We start from the raw sequence: 20,016 nt of genomic DNA, 5'->3' as shown, positions 1-20,016 counted from the left end.
TACAGCGGCAGATGTACCGCCGCGGAACCGTTCGGTCCCGCGACAACTCGGAGAACTTTACGGATCCGCCCGGACAGTGTCAACCGCCGCTGTCAAGATCTTTTAATCGAGGTCGCTGAGCCGGCCGCCCGCGTCAGGCTGGGCGTCCTCCACCCGGCGTAGCAGGCGGGTCAGGACCTCGCCCAGGACGCCTCGGTCCTCGGTGGAGAGGTCCTGGAGCAGGTCCTCCTCGAAGACCGTGGCGAGACGCATGGCCTCCAGCCACTTCTCGCGTCCCTCGTCGGTCAGCTCGACGATGACACGTACGCGGTTCGACTCGTCGCGCTCCCGGGTGACCAGCCCTTCCGCGACCATGCGGTCGATGCGGTGGGTCATGGCTGCCGGGGTGAGACCGAGGCGCTTGGCGAGCTCGCTCGGACCGAGGCGATACGGGGCGCCGGCGAGGACGAGCGCCTTCAGGACCTCCCACTCGGCGTTGCTGATGCCGAGCGCGGCGGTCTGGCGGCCGTAGGCGACGTTCATCCGCCGGTTCAGGCGGGACAGCGCCGAGACGATCTTCTCGACCTGGGGGTCGAGGTCCTGAAACTCGCGCTGGTAGGCGGCGATCTGTTCTTCGAGTGTCGGCTCACTGACGCCGGGGGTGTCGCCCATGGCCCGAGTATCGCATGACGTCGCTTGGTGTCGAAGTCCTTCAAGGTGTAGAGTTCAACTTCGAACTTTAGCTTTGAAGTCTTCAGGCTTACATCCATGCGCAGGGAACCTGTCACCGACACGGGGCCCGGCACGGGGAGCCGGTACGGCTTCACGACCAAGGCAGGTGAAAGTGACCAGGGCGATGGGCGCAGCGATGCGCCGGATCCACGTGGGCAACGCGCTCAGCGCGTTCGGGCTCGGCTTTACCGTCCCCTTCCTCTACGTCTATGTGGCGCAGGTACGGGGACTCGGCTCCATGACGGCGAGCGTCGTGCTCGCCGTCTTCGCCGTGGCCGCTCTCGTCGTGCTGCCGTTCGCCGGGCGGGCGATCGTCAGGCGCGGTCCCCGGCCTGTCCTGCTCGTCGCCCTGGTGACCGCCGCTCTGGGCGCACTGAGCCTCGGCCTCGCGAACAGCGCGACGACCGTGGTGCTGTCGGCGGCGGCCCTCGGTGCCGGGCAGGCCGTGATGCAGCCGTCGCTCGCGACGATGATCGTGGACTGCTCCTCGGCGGACACCCGCTCGCGGGCCTTCGCGACCCAGTTCTTCCTCCAGAACCTGGGCCTGGGTGTCGGTGGTCTCATCGGCGGCCACATCGTCGACCCGGACCGGGCGAGCTCGTTCACGCTGCTGTTCGCGATCGAGGCGGCGATGTTCCTGGTGCTGGTCGTGATCATGGCGACCGTCCGGGTGCCGCACGCGCCCCGGATCCAGGGTGAGACTCCCCAGTCCAGGGGCGGCAGCTGGAAGCAGCTGCTCGGCAACCGGGCGATGGTGCAGCTCTCCGTGCTCGGCTTCGTGCTGTTCTTCGCCTGCTACGGGCAGTTCGAGTCGGGACTGTCCGCGTACGGCGTCGAGGCGGCCGGGATCTCCACGTCCGCGCTCGGTACGGCGATGGCGGCGAACACGGCGATGATCGTGGTCGCGCAGTTCGCGGTGCTGAAGTTCGTCGAGCGCCGCAAGCGGTCCCGGGTGATCGCCGCGGTCGGGCTCATCTGGGCCGTCGCCTGGCTGGCGGCCGGATACGCGGGTCTCGGGCACGGCAGCCAGACCATGGCCACGGCGGCGTTCGTCTCGACGTACGCGCTCTTCGGGCTCGGTGAGGCGATGCTGTCGCCGACGGTCGCTCCGCTGGTCGCCGATCTGGCGCCGTCGGGCATGGCGGGTCAGTACAACTCGGCCTTCGCCCTGGTCAAGCAGCTCGCGCTGGCGATCGGCCCGGCGGTGGGCGGCCCGATGGGTGCCTCGCTGCACGGCCCGTACGTCGTGACGTTCCTGCTGTTCTCGCTCGGCATCACCGTCCTGGCCCTGCGGCTCGGACGGCGGCTCACCCCCGTACAGGATCAGCCCTCGCTCGCGAGGAGCCGGGTGGTCGCGCAGGGTGGGGCTCCGGCGGCGCCGGTGCCCGCGGCCGCCTGACCGCCTGACCGCCGCGCCGCGGGGTGGGCGCCTGACGCGGACCATGAAACGGCCGCCATCACGAAGAGACGTGATGGCGGCCGTTTCGTGTGCGCGGTCGCGCTGTCTCAGCGGCTGCCGGTGAGCAGGTTGGCGGTGAAGGGGAGGGTGGCGGTGCCGTCGGGGGCGGTGTGGCAGGCGAGTCGGGTGTGGACGGCCCGCCCGGCGCGCAGGAGAGCGTCCTCGCCCGCGGTGTCGACGATCGCCTGTCCCCAGGACGTGGACGAGAGCTGGCCGGGGGCGTAGGCGTCGAGGGGCGGGAAGGCGATGCCGAAGGTGACCTGCCGGACGGCGACGTCGTGGAAGCCGGCGGCTCGCAGGGCGGCGGAGAGCCGCTCGGAGGTGCCGGAGAACGCCCCCTCGTAGTCCGCCGCGAGTTCCTTGCCGCCGTACTCCTCGACCGCCTCGTACTGGGCGGCGAAGTACGGGATGAGGTCTCTGGCGGCCCACGCCGTGGCGGCGAAGCGGCCCTCGGGACGGGTCACCCGGGCCGCCTCCGCGAAGGCCGCGTCCAGGTCGGGGAAGAACTGGACGCCCTGCTGGCACACGACCGCGTCGAAAGCCGCGTCCTCGTAGGGAAGATTGTCGGCGGAGGCGACGGTGAAGTCGATATCCGGGTACATGCGGGGCGCACGCTCCGCCGCCATGCCGATCATGCCGGCGTTGACGTCAGCCCCCGAGACCCGTCCGGCGGGGCCGACGCGGGCCGCCGCCGCGCGGGCCGCGAAGCCGGTGCCACAGGCCAGGTCGAGCACTTCGGCGCCGGGATACAGGTCGACCGCGTCCAGGACGGCTTCCACGAAGGGCGCCATGAACGGCGCCGCGTACCGCTCGTAGCGCTCGTGGCCACTTCCTTTGAGCTGAAAGCCCGATTCGTCTGCCATGGGGAGCTCTTAGCACCGGGCGGTCCTCCCGGCCAGGGGACGCGTGGATTGTGTACGAGCGGCCGCGACCTGTCAGCGACATGCCAGGGAGCACACGAGACGGGCCCGGCGCGCGGGCCCGGTCCACAAGGACGCGGATCCAGTTCCCGGCCGGGGGTATTTCCGGCAGGCGCGAAGCCGGTTTCCGGCCGGGCGGACGTCCGGGGTGCGCGGTCAGCCTCTGCCCACGCGGGACCAGTCCCCGGGGGGCGCGGTCAGGCTCTGGCACGCGGGGCCAGTTCCCGGGGTGCGGGGTCAGTCCCCGGCGCGTGGTCTCAGTTCCCCGCGCGCGGGAGTGCGAACTCGCACCACACCGCCTTGCCGCCGCCAGGGAGACGCCGGGAGCCCCAGCCGGAGGCGATCGTCGCCACGATCGCGATGCCGCGGCCCGCCTCGTCGCCGGGTTCCGCACGACGGCGGCGCGGGAGGTGGTCGTCGCCGTCGGTGACCTCGATGATCAGGCGGCGGTCGGTACGGCGCAGCCGCAGCCGCATCGGCGGGGTGCCGTGCTGGAGGGAGTTGGCGACGAGTTCGCTGGCGGCCAGGACGCCGAGGTCGTGCAGCTCGGCGGGAAAGCGCCAGCTGGCCAGCACTCCGGAGGCGAAGGCACGCGCGCGTGGGGCCGCTTCCATACCACCGAGCAGTTCCAGGGCGGCGTTGCGGAAGAGCTCGCTGTCGGAGCCCGTGTGGGAGGGATGCTGGAGGACCAGGACGGCGACGTCGTCGTCGTGGTCGGCGGTGACGCCGGCCGCGCGGACCAGCCGGTCGCAGACCACCTGGGGGCTGCCGGTGGCGCCGGCCAGGGCGCGTTCCAGGGAGGCGATGCCCTCGTCCAGGTCCTCGTCGCGGCGCTCCACGAGACCGTCGGTGTACAGGACGGCGGTGGAGCCGGGGCCGAGCGGCAATGAGCCGGAGGCGTGCAGCCAGCCGCCGGTGCCCAGCGGCGGCCCGGTCGGCTCGTCGGCGCGGTGGACGGTGCCGTTCTCGTCGCGGACCAGGATCGGCAGATGACCGGCGGAGGCGTACACCAGCCGGCCCTCGTTCGGGTCGTGGATCGCGTACGCGCAGGTGGCGATCTGGTTGGCGTCGATCTCGGTGGCCAGCCCGTCGAGGAGCTGGAGCACCTCGTGCGGCGGCAGGTCGAGCCGGGCGTACGCGCGCACGGCCGTACGCAGCTGGCCCATGACGGCGGCCGCGCGGACCCCCCGGCCCATGACGTCGCCGATGACGAGCGCGGTACGGCCGCCGCCGAGGGTGATCACGTCGTACCAGTCCCCGCCGACCGCGGCCTCCGTGCCGCCGGGCAGATAGGTGGCCGCGACGCGCAGGTCGTCGGGCTCCTCCAGTTCCTGCGGCAGCAGGGAACGCTGGAGGGTGACGGCGGTCTCGCGCTGGCGGCGTTCGCTGGCGCGCAGCCGCTCGGCGGCCTCGGCGTGATCGGTGACGTCGGTGGCGAAGACGAGGACACCGCGGCCGTCGCGCTCCGCGGAGGTGTCGACGGGGGTGCAGGTGAACGTGTAGGAGCGGCCGGTCGACATCTTGCGGGACTTGACCGTGCGGGACTTGGCACTGCGCAGGACCTGGTCGAGGAGCGGCAGCAGGCCGAGCTCGTCCAGTTCGGGCAGTGCCTCGCGCGCGGGCTCGCCGACGGGGCGGGCGCCGAAGGCCGCGGTGTAGGCGTCGTTGACGTACGAGACGCGGTGCTCGGGGCCGTGCACCAGGGCGACGAGGGCGGGGACGCGGTCGAGGACCGCGCGCACCGGGAGTTCGTCGACGGCAAGCCCGGGAGGGGCGTCGTCGGTCAGCTGCTCGACGCGGGCCGCCGGCACGGAGCCTTCGCCGCGCCGGTCCGGCGCGGCCGTGTGCTCGGTCCGCGCTGCGGCGCGGCGCTGCGTTCCGGGGAGCCGGGCGCTCCAGCGCGTGAAGTTCACAGTGGGGAAAGCCTCGTGTTAGAAGGGCGAGCGGTTCACCCGCCCAAAGTCGTGGACCTGTCTGGCAGTCTGACCGACCGGGCCGACATCCGTCAGACGCCGTCCGTGCCGGTGGAGTTCCTCGGTCCGGTCAGGACGACCCCTTCGGGTCGGTCGGAGGCTTTCCCCCGGCCGCCAGTTCGAACTCCGCACGGGGGTGTTCGAGCGAACCGAGGGACACGATCTCCCGCTTGAAGAGACCCGCCAGGGTCCATTCGGCGAGCACACGGGCCTTGCGGTTGAAGGTCGGCACCCTGCTGAGGTGGTAGACGCGGTGCATGAACCAGGCAGGATAGCCCCTCAGCTTGCGGCCGTAGACGTGTGCGACTCCCTTGTGCAGTCCCAGGGACGCGACCGAGCCGACGTACTTGTGGGAGTACGTCTCCAGGGGTTCGCCGCGCAGGGTGTGCGCGAGGTTGTCGCCGAGGACCTTCGCCTGGCGCACGGCGTGCTGGGCGTTGGGCGCGGTCTCCTTGCCGGGCTCCGCGGTCACATCGGGGACGGCCGCGGCGTCTCCGGCGGCCCACGCGTGCGTGACCCCGTCGACGGCGAGCTGGGGGGTGCACCTGAGCCGGCCGCGCTCGTTCAGGGGGAGGTCGGTCGCGGCGAGGAGGGGGTGCGGTTTCACGCCGGCCGTCCATACGACGGTGCGTGTCGGGAAGCGTGCGCCGTCACTGAGGACGGCGACCCGGTCCGCGCAGCTGTTGAGGCGGGTGTCCAGGCGTACCTCGATGTTGCGCCGGCGCAGCTGGCTGACCGTGTACCGGCCCATCTCCTCGCCGACCTCGGGCAGGATGCGGTCGGAGGCCTCGACGAGGATCCATTTCATGTCCTCGGGCTTGAGGTTGTGGTAGTACCGCGCGGTGTAGCGGGCCATGTCCTCCAGCTCGCCGAGCGCCTCGACTCCGGCGTAACCGCCTCCTACGAAGACGAAGGTCAGGGCCGCGTCACGGATCGCGGGGTCGCGGGTGGAGGAGGCGATGTCCATCTGCTCGATGACGTGGTTGCGCAGGCCGATGGCCTCTTCGACCGTCTTGAAGCCGATGGCGAACTCGGCGAGTCCGGGGATGGGCAGGGTGCGCGAGACCGAGCCGGGGGCGAGCACGAGTTCGTCGTACGTGATCTGCTCCGCGCCGGCGCCCTCCTCCTCGGTGGCGAGCGTGGTGAGCGTGGCGGTGCGTTTGGCGTGGTCGATCGACCGGACCTCGCCGATGACGATCCGGCACCGGTCGAGGACCCGGCGCAGCGGGACGACCACGTGACGCGGCGAGATGGAGCCCGCGGCGGCTTCGGGAAGGAACGGCTGATAGGTCATGTACGGGTCCGGCGACACGACCGTGATCTCGACCTCACCCCGCTTCAGTTCGGGCTTCAGCTGCCGCTGGAGGCGCAGGGCGGTGTACATCCCGACGTAGCCGCCGCCGACGATGAGAATGCGTGCACGTTCCTTCACCATCCCATGACGCACCCCGCTCCGGAGTTTGTCCACAGCCCCGACAATTTGTGTGACCGGTCGCCGACAACGTGCAGAGTTGGCCGATTTGCCGGAGTCTAGGGAAAACCCGCAGGTCAAGGTGGTGAGAGAGGTGTCCGGACAGGGCGTAATCGGGACGTACGGGGTCCGTACTCCGATCGAGGGGCGCTCTGTGCGGAACCTGCCCCTTCTGAATTGACCCCCTCTCAACTATGTTCGTGTGTCGACGGGGTGTAGGGGGATGCGCTCGGCGAGTCCGCGGGACGGTCTCGCACATCGGCCTGTTCCACACGCTCCGGTCTGTCGATGGCGGGGAGTGTCTCCGGGGGGAGACGTCATTACCGGGGGAACGCTTATGCACATTCAGGACTCTCATTGGGCTTCCGCGTCAGCCATCGCACCAGGTGGTGCGATGACCGGCGCGGCGACGAGCGGCAACGGCCGCGGTCCGGCGGACGGACCGCGCACGACGCCGCTGCGCGTGGACGCACAGCGCAATCTCGAACACGTACTGCGGGCGGCGCGCGAGGTCTTCGGCGAGCTGGGGTACGGCGCGCCGATGGAGGACGTCGCCCGGCGGGCGAGGGTCGGTGTCGGCACGGTGTACCGGCGCTTCCCGAGCAAGGACGTCCTGGTGCGCCGGATAGCCGAGGAGGAGACCTCCCGGCTGACCGAACAGGCCCGCTCCGCGCTCGGCCAGGAGGACGAGCCGTGGTCGGCGCTCTCGCGCTTCCTGCGGACTTCTGTGGCCTCGGGCGCCGGACGGCTGCTGCCGCCGCAGGTGCTGCGGGTCGGCGTCGCCGAGGACGGTACGGAGCCGGACGAGGCACGGGTGCCGCAGCAGCGGTCCCAGTCCGCGCCCGAGCTGCGGCTCGTCGAGCAGCGGCCCTCCTCCGAGGACGAGCCGGTGATCGCCGAGGTGGACGACGCCGGCGCGGCGGCGCTGCTCGAAGTGGTCGGGCGGCTCGTCGACCGGGCACGTGCGGCGGGTGAGTTGCGGGCGGACGTCACCGTGGCGGACGTCCTGCTGGTCATCGCGACGGCGGCACCCTCGCTGCCGGACGCGGCCCAGCAGGCGGCGGCCTCGGCGCGGCTCCTCGACATTCTGCTGGAGGGCCTGCGCTCGCGTCCGGCGTGACCGGACCGAAGGCCTCCGCGGAGCGGACGAGTTCCGGCCGTGAGAAGGGCTCCACAGCGTGGGGACGGCTTGGTTCGCCAGGCCGCTCCGCGCGCGGACGTCGCATGCGCGGATGTTGCGCGTGCGCGGACGCCCCTGAGCACACGGATGCTCCCGGACGCGAGTGCGACACGCCTCGCGTCCGGGAGCATCGTGCTTCCCCTGGCCTCCACTCACCCCTCGCCTCCTCTCACGCTTGCCTCCCGTCACCCTTGCTTCCACGACCGTCCGCCTCCGTCCGCCTCCGTCCGCTTCCGCCTTCTTCTGTCCACTTCCGTCCGCTTGTTTCCGCGCGCGGCGACCGTTCACCATTCCCCGAACGAAGGACAGTTAGTACTGCCGAGCGACAAGTCCCCTCGGACGAGTGGTTGGTTCGCACGAAGGGGTGTCGCCCGGGGAGCCTGTGGCACTCTGTCCCGGTATTCGGGTCCGAGTGTGCAGGCGGGGGCTTTTCGGCGTGAGCGTTGACGGGCGGGACGAGCCACTCGGTGACGGGGGCGCCGACGGCGGCACGGAAACCGGCGGCTCATCGTCACGACAGGTGCCGAACCAGGGCGGCCCCCACGGCACGAGCACGCACGACGGGAACAGCGGTGTCCCGGACGGTGCCACCACGGACGCCGGAGTGCCCTCGCAGACAGGGACCGGAGTGCCCTCGCAGCGCGACCGCTGGGACCCGCGCGAAGCCGGCGTTCTGCCGCCCCCTCGGGAACTGCCCCCTTGGGAACCGCCGCCCCCGGTGGACGCCCCGCCCCCCGACGCCGGTCTGATCGAGCGGATGCGCGCGGGCGACGACACGGGGTACGAGGAGCTGTACCGCCGGCACGCCGGAGCCGTCCGCCGCTACGCCCGCACGTGCTGCCGGGACTCGCACACCGCCGACGACCTCACGGCCGAGGTGTTCGCCCGCATGCTCCAGGCCGTACGTGGCGGCAGCGGCCCCGAGCACGCCGTGCGCGCCTATCTCCTCACGACCGTGCGCCGGGTCGCCGCGAACTGGACGAGGACGGCCAGGCGGGAACAACTGGTCGACGACTTCGCGGTGTTCGCCGCTCAGGCCGCCCGCGGGTCCGAGGTCTCCGACGACGACACCCTCGACCTCGGCGCGGATGTACGCGCGATGCACGAGGCCGAACAGTCCATGGCCATGCGGGCCTTCCTCTCGCTGCCGGAGCGCTGGCAGGCCGTGCTGTGGCACACCGAGGTCGAGGACGAGTCCCCGAGCGAGGTCGCCACGCTCTTCGGTCTCGACGCGAACGGCACCCGTGTGCTCGCCAGTCGAGCCCGCGAGGGACTCAGACAGGCCTACCTCCAGGCGCACGTGAGCACGACGCTCACCATGGACGAGGAGTGCGCGCGCTACGCCGACCGGCTCGGCGCCTATGCCCGCGGCGGACTGCGCACCCGCGCCGAACGGGGCCTGCGCAAGCACCTGGAGGAGTGCGCCAGGTGCCGCCTGGCCGCCGGCCAGATCAAGGAAGTCGCCGGCGGGATCCCCGCGGTCGTGCCGGTCGCGGTCATCGGCTGGTTCGGTGCCGCCGGGTACGCGAAGGCCCTCGCGTTCGTCGCCGGGGGCGCCGGAGCGGGTGCGGCCGGAGCCGCGGGCGCGGCGGCCGTGGCGGGCGGCGGCTCCTCCGGAGCGGGCGCCGGAGGCGGTGCCGTGCTCTCCGAGGGACTCGGCGCACCCGTCAAGGCGGGTATCGCGGCGGGTGTCGTCGCGGTGGCCGCGGCGGCGGTGGTGCTGTCCCTGGTCGGCAACGGCAGCCCCGTACGGCGGCCCGAGGCGAGACCGGCCGCCTCTCCGGCCGTCGAGGCGCCGGTGCCGTCACCGGCGCCGCCCGGAAAGTCCCCTGCGCCGAAGCCACCGGCCGTCGTGCACGCGTCGGCCCCCACCACGCCTCCCTCGAAAGCGCCGGAACCCGCCCCGAAGCCGGCACCGAAGGCGACCCCGAGCCCGTCCCCCGCCCGGACCCCGGAACCCACTCCGGCCCCGCCGCCGAAGCCGTCCCCGCCGAAGCCCGAGCCCACGCCGACGCCGACGCCGCCCCCGCCCGCCCCTTCCGTCTACCGGTGGAGCGACCTGGACTACGACGTCCTCGGCGACCACACCGAGCCGGAGATGCGGATCGGCGAGAGCAGCTGGGTGTGGCAGCGCGACCGGATGAGCATCGCGGACACCCGGTACACGTACGGAGTCACCGTCCACGGCCGGTCCTCCGTCACCATCGACCTCAACCGCGACTGCGACTCCTACGACGCCATGGCCGGTGTCGACGATCTGATGCTGGGCCTGGGCAAGCTGCGGTTCTCCGTCTACGCGGACGGGTCCCGGCTGTGGCGGTCGCCGCTCATCGAGGGCGGCGACCCCGCGGTCCCCGTCCATGTGAACCTCACCGGCCACCGGACGGTCCGGCTCGTCGTCGAACCCCACAGCCCGTTCGACTCGGCGTCGCTCGGCGACTGGGCGGAGTCGAAGTTCCTGTGCCGGTGAACACCTACCCGGCGGCGTACGCCTCGATCACCCCGGCCAGGTCGCCGAGCGCCTGTTCCTGTGTGTAACGGGAACCCCGGGTGCGCTCGGACTCGTAGCGCTCCGGGCCGAGCGCCAGCAGGGCGGCGGCCTCGGTGCGCCGGACGTCGGCGCTCTCCCGGGCCGAACGCAGGTCCCCACCGCGCCAGCCGGTGCCGGCGGCCGTCATCCGTGCCGCCGCCGGGTGGGCGCCCAGCTCGGTGAGCAGACGCGCGGCGCTCTCGACGTAGGCCGACGCCACCACGTCCGCGCACCGCGCGCCCATCGCGTGCCGAAGCGCGGCACTCAGTTTCCGCAGACCCGGCACAGGACCGGACTCGGCGGCCGTGACCAGGGCGTCGACCCAGTTCAGCCCCGCCATGAACTGTGGTGGCGGGGTGCCACGGAGGCTCTCCTCACGCGACTTCTCGCACAGTTCGCGGGCGAGGGCGATCTCCCCGCCCTCCAGGACCACCTGGGCCCGCAGCAGATGGACGAAGGCCCGGGAATCCGTCACCCCGTACTGGTCGGCGGCGGCGCTCGCCTCGTCCAGCGTCGCCAGGGCCACGGAACGCTCGCCCGCGCGGTGGGCGATCTCGGCCAGCCGCGCCATGAGGAACGGCACCTCCGCGTACGCCCCCACCTCGTAGGCGAGCCGCAGCGCCTCCTCGTACTCGCCCTTCGCCTCGTCGTACAGGCTGCGCGCCATGGCCGCCTCACCGGCCGCGCTGCACACCTGGGCGCGCATCCAGCGGTCCCCCACCCGTCGGCTGAGCCCGCGCAGTTCCTCCAGGTCCTCGTCCACCCCTGGCATGCCGCCCGGGGCGTCGACGACCATGTGCGTACGGAACATCAGGGCGACGCCGATCTCCCATTCGCCGCCGTACTCGCGGCAGTTGGCGACCGTCGCGTTCATCGCGGGCCCCACGTCGTCCGGATCGCCGAGGAAGTGCGCGGCCATCGGCCAGACGATCCCCGGCATGCGCGCCGCGTCCGGACCGCCGCGCTCGAAGGCGCCTCGCACCCGCCCCACGTACTCCCGCAACCGCTTGTCCTCCCACTCGTCCAGCGGGACGACGTCCACCTTCATGAACAGGTGGAGCATGCGCACCCGCATCCGCGCGGCATGCAGCGGGTGCCGCTCGTCGCGCTCGGGATGATCGAGGAAGGCACTCACCGGATCGACGTCCTCGAGCTCGGCGAGGAGACGGTCGCCGTCGGCCTGCGGGACAACGGCGTCCGCCGGACCGCGGTCATCGGCCGACGCGGTGCGGTCACCCGCCGCCGCGTCGAGCAACGCGCCCAGTTTCAGGACGAGTTCCGTCGATTCGATGCCCTCGTAGCGGAAGTTGCGCAGCCACCAGAACCAGCCCATGTCGAGGACGAGGGCACTCGCCTCCTCCTCGTCATGGGCGGCGAGCGCACGCCGGAGGGCCGCCCGGATGTTGTCGAGTTCGGTCTCCAGCCGCCGGATCCAGGGGAGTTGACCGGCCGAGCGCAGCTGGGGCTCGGCCTCCTCGGCCAGGGCGCGCACCCACGCGCGGTGGCGCAGCTCGGCGCCGGCGCGCAGTCCGGGTACCTCGGCGGCGCGTTCGGTGGCGTACTCGTGGATGGTCTCCAGCATGCGATAGCGCATCCCGCCGCCCGCATGACCGCCGACACTCCCACCGCTTCCACCGCCCCCGGCGCTCCCGCCGCCGGTGCCGCCCATACCGCCCGTCCCGCCCGTCCCGTCCGGGGTGGCGACGAGGAGGGACTTGTCGACGAGCGCGCCGATGAGGTCGGCCGCGGGGCCGCTGCACACGGCCTCCGCGGCGGCCAGGTCCCAGCCGCCCGCGAACACGGACGCCTCGCGCAGCACGGTCCGCTCCCGCTCGTCGAGCAGGTCCCAGGACCAGTCGACGACGGCGCGCAGGGTCTGCTGGCGGGGCAGCACCGTACGGCTGCCTGAGGTGAGCAGCCGGAAACGGTCGTCGAGCCGGTCGGCGATCTGCCGCGGGGTGAGCAGCCGCAGCCGGGCGGCGGCCAGCTCGATGGCCAGCGGGAGGCCGTCGAGCCGGCGGCAGATCTCGTCCACGGCGGCGGAGTCGTCGAGCGCGGTGGCGGCGTCGGGGCGCACCGCCGAGGCGCGCTCCGTGAAGAGGCGGTGGGCGGGGCCGGGCGGGAGCGGTTCGACCGGACGCACCAACTCGCCGGGGACACCGAGTGGTTCGCGACTGGTGGCGAGGATCGTGAGGTCCGGGCAGCGGGTCAGCAGCGTCTCGGCGAGTTCGGCCGCCGCGTCGATCACATGCTCGCAGTTGTCGAGGATCAGGAGCAGGCTGCGCGGGGCGCAGTACTCGACGAGCAGGGTGACCGGGTCGTCCTGCGGCAGCGCCATCTCGTTGGTGATCAGCGCGGTCTCGCGCAGACCGAGGGCGCTGACCACCGCGCCCGGGACCGCCTCGGAGCGGTCGAGCGGGGCCAGCTCGGCGAGCCATGCCTGCGAGAGCCCGGCGGCGGCTTCCTCGGCGAGGCGGGTCTTGCCCGAACCACCCGGTCCGGTCAGCGTGACCAGTCGCGCCCTCCGCACATCCGAACGGATGGCCCCGACCTCGCGTTCCCGCCCGACGAACGAGTTCAGACGGGGACGGATGTTCCCGGTCCGCCGGGCGCGCGAGGGGTCCCCGGAACGGGGAACGGCCAGCGGCGTGGCCCCGGCCGCGGCGGACACGGGCTCCCGGGTCTCCCGCGGGCCCAGCAGCGCGGCGTGCAGGTCGCGGAGCTCGGGCCCCGGGTCCGCGCCGAGACCGTCCGTCAGGGCACGGCGTACGTCCTCGTACGCGGCCAGCGCGTCCGCGCCCCGACCGGTCTCGCGCAGGGCGCGGATGAGCAGAACGTGCAGCGCCTCGTCGTACGGGTGAGCCGTCGTCAGCTCCTTCAGCTCCGGTACGACGTCGGAGGCGTGGCCCAGCCGCAGGTCCGCCTCGACGCGGCTGCGCGTCGCCTCCAGGCGCAGGGCCTCCGGGCGGGTCGCGGCGGTGCGGTCGGGGAGGTCCGCGAGGGCGGGGCCGCGCCACAGGGCGAGGGCTTCGCCCAGGCGGGTGGCGGCGGTGCGGGCGTCGCCGGTGTCGAGGGCGGTCCTGCCCTCCGTGACGAGCCGCTCGAACACGAACAGGTCCACGTCGTCCCTGGTGGCCCGGAGCCGGTAGCCGCCGGCCTCCGAGGTGACCGCGGCCTTCCCGATGGCCCGGCGGAGGCGGCCGATCAGGGCCTGGAGCGCGGCCGGGGCGTCCTGGGGCGGGTCGTCCGCCCACACCTCGTCGATGAGGGTGTCCGGGGAGAGTGTGCGGGCGGGGTGGCTTGCCAGCGCCGTGAGCAGCGCGCGTACCCGGGGGCCGCCCACCGCGACGAGGGTCCCCCGGTCGTCCTCCGCCTGGGCGACCCCCAGAATTCTGTACCGCACGCCCCCATTCTCACCGCCCGTCCCCCCGAGGTCACCGCCTCACCCCGGCAAGCCGCCCTCCGCTCCACCCACAGCCCCGATCCCCGGCCCCGCCACGACCTTCTTTCGCCCCCTCCGCCCCTACCCTTCCCACCCCTGGGTCTCCACCCCAGCCCCCGCTCCTCAAACGCCGGAGGGGCTGAAAGTCACCCCCGCACCCGAAAGGCGGGCTGGGAGGGCGGGTACCACGATGCACTCGCAGCCGAAGGCGGCTAGCGGCGAGGGCCACCACGACGCACCCGCAGCCGGGATCCGGCGGAAGGGGACGTGCCGGTACATCAAATGCCCGCAGGCCGGACGGATCAGAACCCACCCGCACCTCGAAACCCCGCTGGGATCCGTCCGGATGCGGGCGGATGTACCGGCACGGCCCCGACCCCCCACCCGGCAGAACCCGCGAACGCCAGCACAAGCGAACCCTCAGCTCCGCGGAGCCCCCGCCCCCAACGCCCGCCCCTGCGGCACGATCCCCGCGGGCACCGCACGCTGGCGCGCAGGCGTCCCCGTCCAGCACGTCCCGCGCCGCGCCAGCAACCGCCGCAGCCACAGTTCGAGCGAGACGAGATCGGCCAGCCCGTCGAGGGGCAGCGGCGCCCCCTCCGCGGCCGAGCGCAGCGCCTTGCGGACGACGCGCGCCTCGACGAGCCCCGCCTGCGCGAGCAGCGGCGTGTCGAACAGGGAGATCAGGGAATCCGCCGCCACCCGCACCCCTGTCCTGGCCGCCGCCGCGGAGGACGCGTGGGACGGAGCCCCCCACCCGGAGGGCAGATCGGCCACCCCGGCCCCCTCCAGCACCGTCCGCAGGATCGCCGCCCGCGCCCCCGGCTGCACCCGCAGCGCCTCCGGCAGCTCACGGCAGGCACGGACGACCTGGTTGTCCAGGAACGGCGTGTGCAGCCGCTGGAAGCGGATCTCGGCGGCCTGCTCCAGGACGCGGACGTCGGCCGCGTGGCGGGCCAGCGCGGCCCGGGCCCGGAAGTCCCCCGGCCGCTGCCCGGGACCGATGTTCGGCCGTCCCCCGACCCCTTGGAGGCGAACCGATACTTCAGCCAGTGCCTCCCCGGTGAGCCAGCGCGCCGCCGGCCCGGGTCTCGCCCAGCTGAGCGCGGCGAGCGACGCGCCCACCGCGCCTCCGGGGTCCTCGAACCGCCGGTGCAGCAACTGCTCGGCGAGGACGTCGACTCCGGTGCGGTACGGCGTACGGGCGAGCTTGCGCGCCGCGCCGTACACGCGCGCGGGGACCATCACCGAGCCGTCGGCCTTCGTCAACGCGGCGACGGGACGCACCAGATGGCGCCGTTTGCGGTCCATGAGCAGGTCGGCGAGCCGGGCCGGGTGGGCGTCCAGCACCTGCCGCGCGCCGTAGCCCGTGAAGTGGTCCGCGCTGCCGGAGGCGAGCCGCGCGCGATGGCGTGCCGCCGTCACCAGGGAGGGCCCCGGCTCGTCGGTCAGCGGCCCCTCCAGGTCGGCGTAGGGAAGCGTCTCCTCGCCGCCGGTGACGACGACGTGGTGCAGCCGGGGGTTCGCGGCCAGCATCCCGGCCCGTTCCAGTTCGGCCTCGCGGTCGCGCACGGCGAGGTCGTTGAAGGTGACCGCCAGGAGCCGTTCCCCGGCGCCGGTGCCGTGTCCGAGGACCGTTCCCGGCGCCCCGGGGAGGCCGGCGGCGAGCAGCGCGAGGGTTCCCGAGGCGGGCCCGCCGGAGAGGTCGGCCCCGATGCCGGGGACCGGTGTCCCGCGCGCGGCACGCCGCTCGGCGGGTCCCATGCCGGGTACGGGCCCGGGATCCACGTCGGTGCCCGGCACATGGCGGGGAGCGGAGAGGCGGGCGCGGACGGCCTCCACGAGGGCGTCCCGTACGGCGTCCACGGCGATCGTGGGATCGGCGGTGGGCGCGGCGACGGCGAGGGAGGCGACGGGTTCGTACCCGGCGATCTCGCGCGCCCCGGCCCGCAGGATGAGGGTGTGTCCCGGCGGAATGCGGCGCACGCCTTCGTACGGGGTGGAGTCGTGCACCGCGGCGGGGACGTCGGGGGCGGCGAGCATCGCGGCCAGGTGGCCGAAGTCGAGGTTGGCCTCGATGAGGTCGGCGAGCGGGAGGGCGGCGGTGGCGTAGGCCGTGCCGCCCGCCCAGGGGGTGTAGAACACAGGCCGGGCGCCGGCGAGATCGCCGCAGACGGTGACCCGGCGGCCGACCTGGACGACCGCGGTGTAGCTGCCGGACCAGTTGGTGAGGTGGCGCAGTGCTCCGCCGCGCGCGGCGAACAGTCCGACCTTCAGTTCTTCGTCGGAGGCCCCGCAGGTACCGAGGACGGCGATGCGGTTGCCGGCGCCGGCCTTCACCACGCGCACCTCGTCGGGGCGCCAGTCGCCGACGGCCCACAGCGGATCCGGGTCACCCCAGAGGAGCTGGGAACCCACCGGGTGCACGGTCTCGCCGTCGTCGCCCGTGGCGCCCGCCGAGCCGATCGCGGACGCTCTGGCGACGGTGCTGCTCCACCCCACCAACCATCGCATCGCCGCCTCCACAGGCTGTGGACAACCAGTGCACCGTACGAACTCGGCACCAGCTTGCCATGAAGGAGGCGTACGGGAGGGCCCCTGCGGCGGCTTGCGCTCCCCGAAGTGCGCCCCCGCGTGAACCCCTGTGCCACGACAGGAGGGCGCGCTACCGGCAAATACCCTTCATACAGAGCCTGTTGGGGGGTACGACAGCCGTCGCATCACGCCGGAGAGAAATCCACTCCGGACCACCACGGGACCACTACCGGACGGCCCCGGCCCACGAGGCGCCCCCGCCCGGCAGTTGCCGCCCGGACGCCCGGCGCCCCGCACCTTCGCCGGCACACCCCTCCGACACCACCCGACCCCCGGCAGGTCGACGCGAATGCGCCCCCGATACGCTCCCTCAGGACGCCCTTCGCGCCCTCAACTCACGTGGTGGGAGCCCTGATTGCCCTCAGGGGAGGCCATCGGTTTTCGGCCAAATCGGCGACGGGCGGACTGGCGCGGACACGCTCCGTAAAGGGCTTGCCCACCGCTTCGGCAACGCACAGTCCGGGAGGCGGAGTTCGCCCCCCGGACCGGTCCGCCGCCCGCGGGGATGTAGGCGGCGGTGTCCCCCAGCCCACTGGATCCAGTACAGCGGGCCGACCCACGCACGTTCCATGGAAGCGCTCCCCGCAGTGGCCGGAGAAGAGCGCACGGACGGGCGCACAGCCACACAACAGGAGCACGCCGCGACAGTCCGTACAGTCGTACGGACCACAATCCCGCCAACCGGACGTACGCCCCTTAACGCTGGGGATCGGGCGAACTACGCTGGGTTTACGAATGCCGCGTGGTTATGCCACCGCGGCAGCCGTCTGTGTCGAGGGGTGGCGCATGTCCAGGGAGCAACGCGGGCCGAACGAAAAACTCGGCGCCGTTCTCGCCCTCGCGGGAATCAGCAACGCAGGACTCGCGCGTCGCGTCAACGACCTTGGCGCTCAACGCGGGTTGACTCTTCGCTACGACAAGACGTCGGTGGCGCGCTGGGTGTCGAAAGGCATGGTGCCCCAAGGCGCCGCGCCGCACCTCATCGCGGCCGCGATCGGCCAGAAGCTCGGCCGTCCCGTGCCGCTCCACGAGATCGGCCTGGCGGACGCGGATCCCGCGCCGGAAGTGGGCCTCGCCTTCCCCCGTGACGTCGGGCAGGCGGTGCGGTCGGCGACGGAGCTGTACCGCCTCGACCTCGCCGGGCGCCGGACGGGCGGCGGCATCTGGCAGTCACTGGCCGGCTCCTTCGCCGTGAGCGCCTACGCGACGCCCGCCTCACGCTGGCTGATAACCCCGGCCGACAGTTCGGTGGCGCGCGAGGTGAGCCCGGGCGAGGGCTCCGGAGCGCCGTTGAAAGTCGGCCACAGCGATGTGCTGAAGCTCCGCGAGGCGGCCGAGGACGCGAGGCGCTGGGACTCCAAGTACGGGGGCGGTGACTGGCGTTCCTCCATGGTGCCCGAGTGTCTGCGGGTCGAGGCGGCGCCTCTGCTGCTCGGCTCCTACTCCGACGAGGTCGGCAGAGCGCTGTTCGGCGCGTCGGCGGAGCTCACCCGCCTCGCGGGCTGGATGGCCTTCGACACGGGCCAGCAGGAGGCCGCGCAGCGGTACTACATCCAGGCACTGCGGCTGGCCCGCGCGGCCGCCGACGTGCCCCTCGGGGGCTACGTCCTGGCCTCCATGTCCCTCCAGGCGACCTACCGGGGCTTCGGCGACGAGGGCGTCGACCTCGCCCAGGCCGCCGTGGAGCGCAACCGCGGTCTCGCCACGGCCCGCACGATGAGCTTCTTCCGGCTCGTCGAGGCACGTGCCCACGCACGCGCGAGCGACGCCCAGGCGGCCGGCACGGCGCTGAAGGCCGCCGAGGGCTGGCTGGAGCGGGCCCGCGACGGCGACCACGACCCGTCCTGGCTCGGCTTCTACGGGTACGACCGCTTCGCCGCCGACGCCGCCGAGTGCTACCGCGACCTGAAGGCGCCGCGCCAGGTACGCCGCTTCACGGAACAGGCGCTGTCCAAGCCGACGGAGGAGTTCGTGCGCTCGCACGGGCTGCGCCTGGTGGTGTCGGCGGTCGCCGAGCTGGAGTCCGGCAATCTGGACGCCGCGTGCGAGCAGGGCGTGCGGGCGGTGGAGGTCGCGGGGCGCATCTCCTCCGCGCGCACCACCGAGTACGTGAAGGACCTGCTGCACCGGCTGGAGCCCTACGGCGACGAGCCGCGCGTGGTGGAGCTGCGGGAACGGGCCCGTCCGCTGCTGATGGCTCCGGCCTAGCCGGATCGCCGGGGGGATCCGGCACAAACGAAGCGCCACGGCCCCGCGGCGCGAAAGAATCGCGGGGCGCCGTCCTCGGGTTTGAGGGCGTTGTCAGTGGCGCAGTGCACTATCGAGGCCGGAAGGTGGTGCGGATGCGGAGCGCGTACGACTGCGATGTGCTGGTGATCGGCGGCGGGATCGTCGGCCTGTCGACGGCCTATGCCATCACGCGGGCGGCACCGGGCACCCGGGTGACGGTGCTGGAGAAGGAGCAGGGACCCGCCCGGCACCAGACCGGGCGCAACAGCGGGGTGATCCACAGCGGGATCTACTACCGCCCCGACTCCCTGAAGGCGCGGTTCGCGGTCCGGGGCGCCGCCGAGATGGTCAAGTTCTGCGCGGAGTACGACATCGCGCACGCCGTCACCGGCAAGCTGATCGTCGCGACGGACAAGTCGGAGCTGCCCCGCCTGCACGGCCTGGTCCAGCGCGGCCGGGAGAACGGCATCCCGGTCAAGGAACTCGGCCCGGCCCAGCTCACCGAGTACGAACCCGAGGTCCGGGGCCTCGCCGCCATCCACGTCGGCTCCACGGGCATCTGCGACTACGTGGCGGTGGCCCGCCGGCTCGCGGAGGCCTCCGGGGCGGAGATCCGTTACGGGGCGCAGGTCGTGGGCGCCGACCGCCGACCGCACCTCGGCGTCGCCGTGCGCACGGCCGACGGGACGATCGTCCGTGGACGGGTTCTCGTCAACTGCTCGGGACTGCACTGCGACGAGACGGCCCGGCTCGTGGGCGACGACCCCGGGATGCGGATCGTCCCCTTCCGCGGCGAGTACTACACGCTGGCGCGGCCGGAGCTGGTGCGGGGCCTGGTGTACCCGGTTCCGGACCCGGCGTTCCCATTCCTCGGCGTCCATCTCACCCGGGGCATCGACGGCGGTGTCCACATCGGCCCCAACGCGGTGCCCGCGCTCGCCCGCGAGGGATACGGCTGGGGAGTCGTCCGGCCCCGTGAGCTGGGCGGGACCCTGGCCTGGCCGGGTTCCTGGCGGATAGCGAGGCGGCACTGGCGCTACGGAGCCGGCGAGCTGCGCCGGTCGGTGTCGAAGGCGGCGTTCACGGAGGCGGTGCGGCGGCTGCTGCCCGTGGTGACCCCGGAGGATCTGGTCCCGGCCGCCGCCGGGGTCCGCGCCCAGGCGGTCCTGCGGGACGGCACCCTGGTCGACGACTTCCTGATCAAGGAGGGCCCGAGGACCGTGCACGTACTGAACGCCCCGTCCCCCGCGGCCACCGCCTCCCTCCCGATCGGCCGAGAGGTCGCCCGCCGGGCCCTGGCATCCCTGGCAGCGGTCTGAGAGCCGGCCGAGGTCGGTCCCGGAGGCGGTCGACGGCGGTCCGAAAGGCAGTCCGAGAGGTGATCCACCCTCCGACTGCGGGGGTCCGCCCTCCGACCCGCGAGGTTCCACCCGCCGCACACGAGGCCCACCCGTAGGTGCGGGAGGGTCCGTCGGCGCACCGCGGCGCCCGTAAAATCGACTCCAC

At 73.0% G+C, this 20,016-nt stretch carries 11 protein-coding genes; 5 read left to right on the top strand and 6 right to left on the bottom strand.

Features of this window, described 5'->3' with window-relative positions:
• Nucleotides 1–102: 102 nt before the first annotated feature.
• Nucleotides 103–651 (bottom strand): MarR family transcriptional regulator, encoded by a 549-nt coding sequence (locus ABZV42_RS07045; RefSeq protein WP_326786919.1) that lies wholly within the window; start codon nucleotides 649–651, stop codon nucleotides 103–105.
• 184 nt (nucleotides 652–835) lie between these two features.
• On the opposite strand from ABZV42_RS07045, the gene ABZV42_RS07040 reads away from it, so the two are divergent.
• Entirely contained in the window at nucleotides 836–2,110 is a 1,275-nt protein-coding gene (locus ABZV42_RS07040; protein WP_356051048.1) for an MFS transporter, read from the top strand.
• A 107-nt stretch (nucleotides 2,111–2,217) separates the two neighbouring features.
• Here the strand turns inward: ABZV42_RS07040 and ABZV42_RS07035 are convergent, their stop codons facing one another.
• The 3 genes from ABZV42_RS07035 to ABZV42_RS07025 form a co-directional block, all read right to left on the bottom strand.
• Entirely contained in the window at nucleotides 2,218–3,033 is an 816-nt protein-coding gene (locus ABZV42_RS07035) for a methyltransferase domain-containing protein (protein ID WP_356051047.1), read from the bottom strand.
• Nucleotides 3,034–3,347: 314 nt separating this feature from the next.
• Complete coding sequence (locus tag ABZV42_RS07030) at nucleotides 3,348–5,003, bottom strand: SpoIIE family protein phosphatase (protein ID WP_356051046.1); 1,656 nt, start codon at nucleotides 5,001–5,003, stop codon at nucleotides 3,348–3,350.
• Between the two features lie 130 nt (nucleotides 5,004–5,133).
• Entirely contained in the window at nucleotides 5,134–6,498 is a 1,365-nt protein-coding gene (locus tag ABZV42_RS07025; RefSeq protein WP_355984059.1) for an NAD(P)/FAD-dependent oxidoreductase, read from the bottom strand.
• 373 nt (nucleotides 6,499–6,871) lie between these two features.
• Between ABZV42_RS07025 and ABZV42_RS07020 the strand changes: the two genes are divergently transcribed.
• Both ABZV42_RS07020 and ABZV42_RS07015 read left to right on the top strand, forming a co-directional pair.
• Nucleotides 6,872–7,654, top strand: a complete 783-nt coding sequence (locus tag ABZV42_RS07020) for a helix-turn-helix domain-containing protein (RefSeq protein ID WP_355984060.1) — start codon at nucleotides 6,872–6,874, stop codon at nucleotides 7,652–7,654.
• A 496-nt stretch (nucleotides 7,655–8,150) separates the two neighbouring features.
• Nucleotides 8,151–10,184, top strand: a complete 2,034-nt coding sequence (locus ABZV42_RS07015) for a sigma-70 family RNA polymerase sigma factor (RefSeq protein ID WP_356051045.1) — start codon at nucleotides 8,151–8,153, stop codon at nucleotides 10,182–10,184.
• A 4-nt stretch (nucleotides 10,185–10,188) separates the two neighbouring features.
• Here ABZV42_RS07015 and ABZV42_RS07010 read toward each other — a convergent pair whose 3' ends face one another.
• A complete protein-coding gene (locus ABZV42_RS07010; protein WP_356051044.1) occupies nucleotides 10,189–13,647 on the bottom strand; it encodes a BTAD domain-containing putative transcriptional regulator in 3,459 nt (1,152 codons plus the stop codon).
• Nucleotides 13,648–14,106: 459 nt separating this feature from the next.
• Nucleotides 14,107–16,200: an asparagine synthase-related protein gene (locus ABZV42_RS07005; protein WP_356051043.1), complete on the bottom strand. Its 2,094-nt coding sequence runs from the start codon at nucleotides 16,198–16,200 to the stop codon at nucleotides 14,107–14,109.
• 867 nt (nucleotides 16,201–17,067) lie between these two features.
• On the opposite strand from ABZV42_RS07005, the gene ABZV42_RS07000 reads away from it, so the two are divergent.
• Nucleotides 17,068–18,489, top strand: a complete 1,422-nt coding sequence (locus ABZV42_RS07000; protein WP_355984064.1) for an MFS transporter — start codon at nucleotides 17,068–17,070, stop codon at nucleotides 18,487–18,489.
• A gap of 134 nt (nucleotides 18,490–18,623) precedes the next feature.
• Nucleotides 18,624–19,829: an L-2-hydroxyglutarate oxidase gene (lhgO, locus tag ABZV42_RS06995; RefSeq protein ID WP_355984065.1), complete on the top strand. Its 1,206-nt coding sequence runs from the start codon at nucleotides 18,624–18,626 to the stop codon at nucleotides 19,827–19,829.
• The last annotated feature ends 187 nt before the right edge of the window (nucleotides 19,830–20,016 follow it).

This window comes from Streptomyces sp. NPDC005281 (genome assembly GCF_040607495.1).
GTDB lineage: Bacteria > Actinomycetota > Actinomycetes > Streptomycetales > Streptomycetaceae > Streptomyces.
This window is presented reverse-complemented; position numbering and strand designations above follow the sequence as displayed.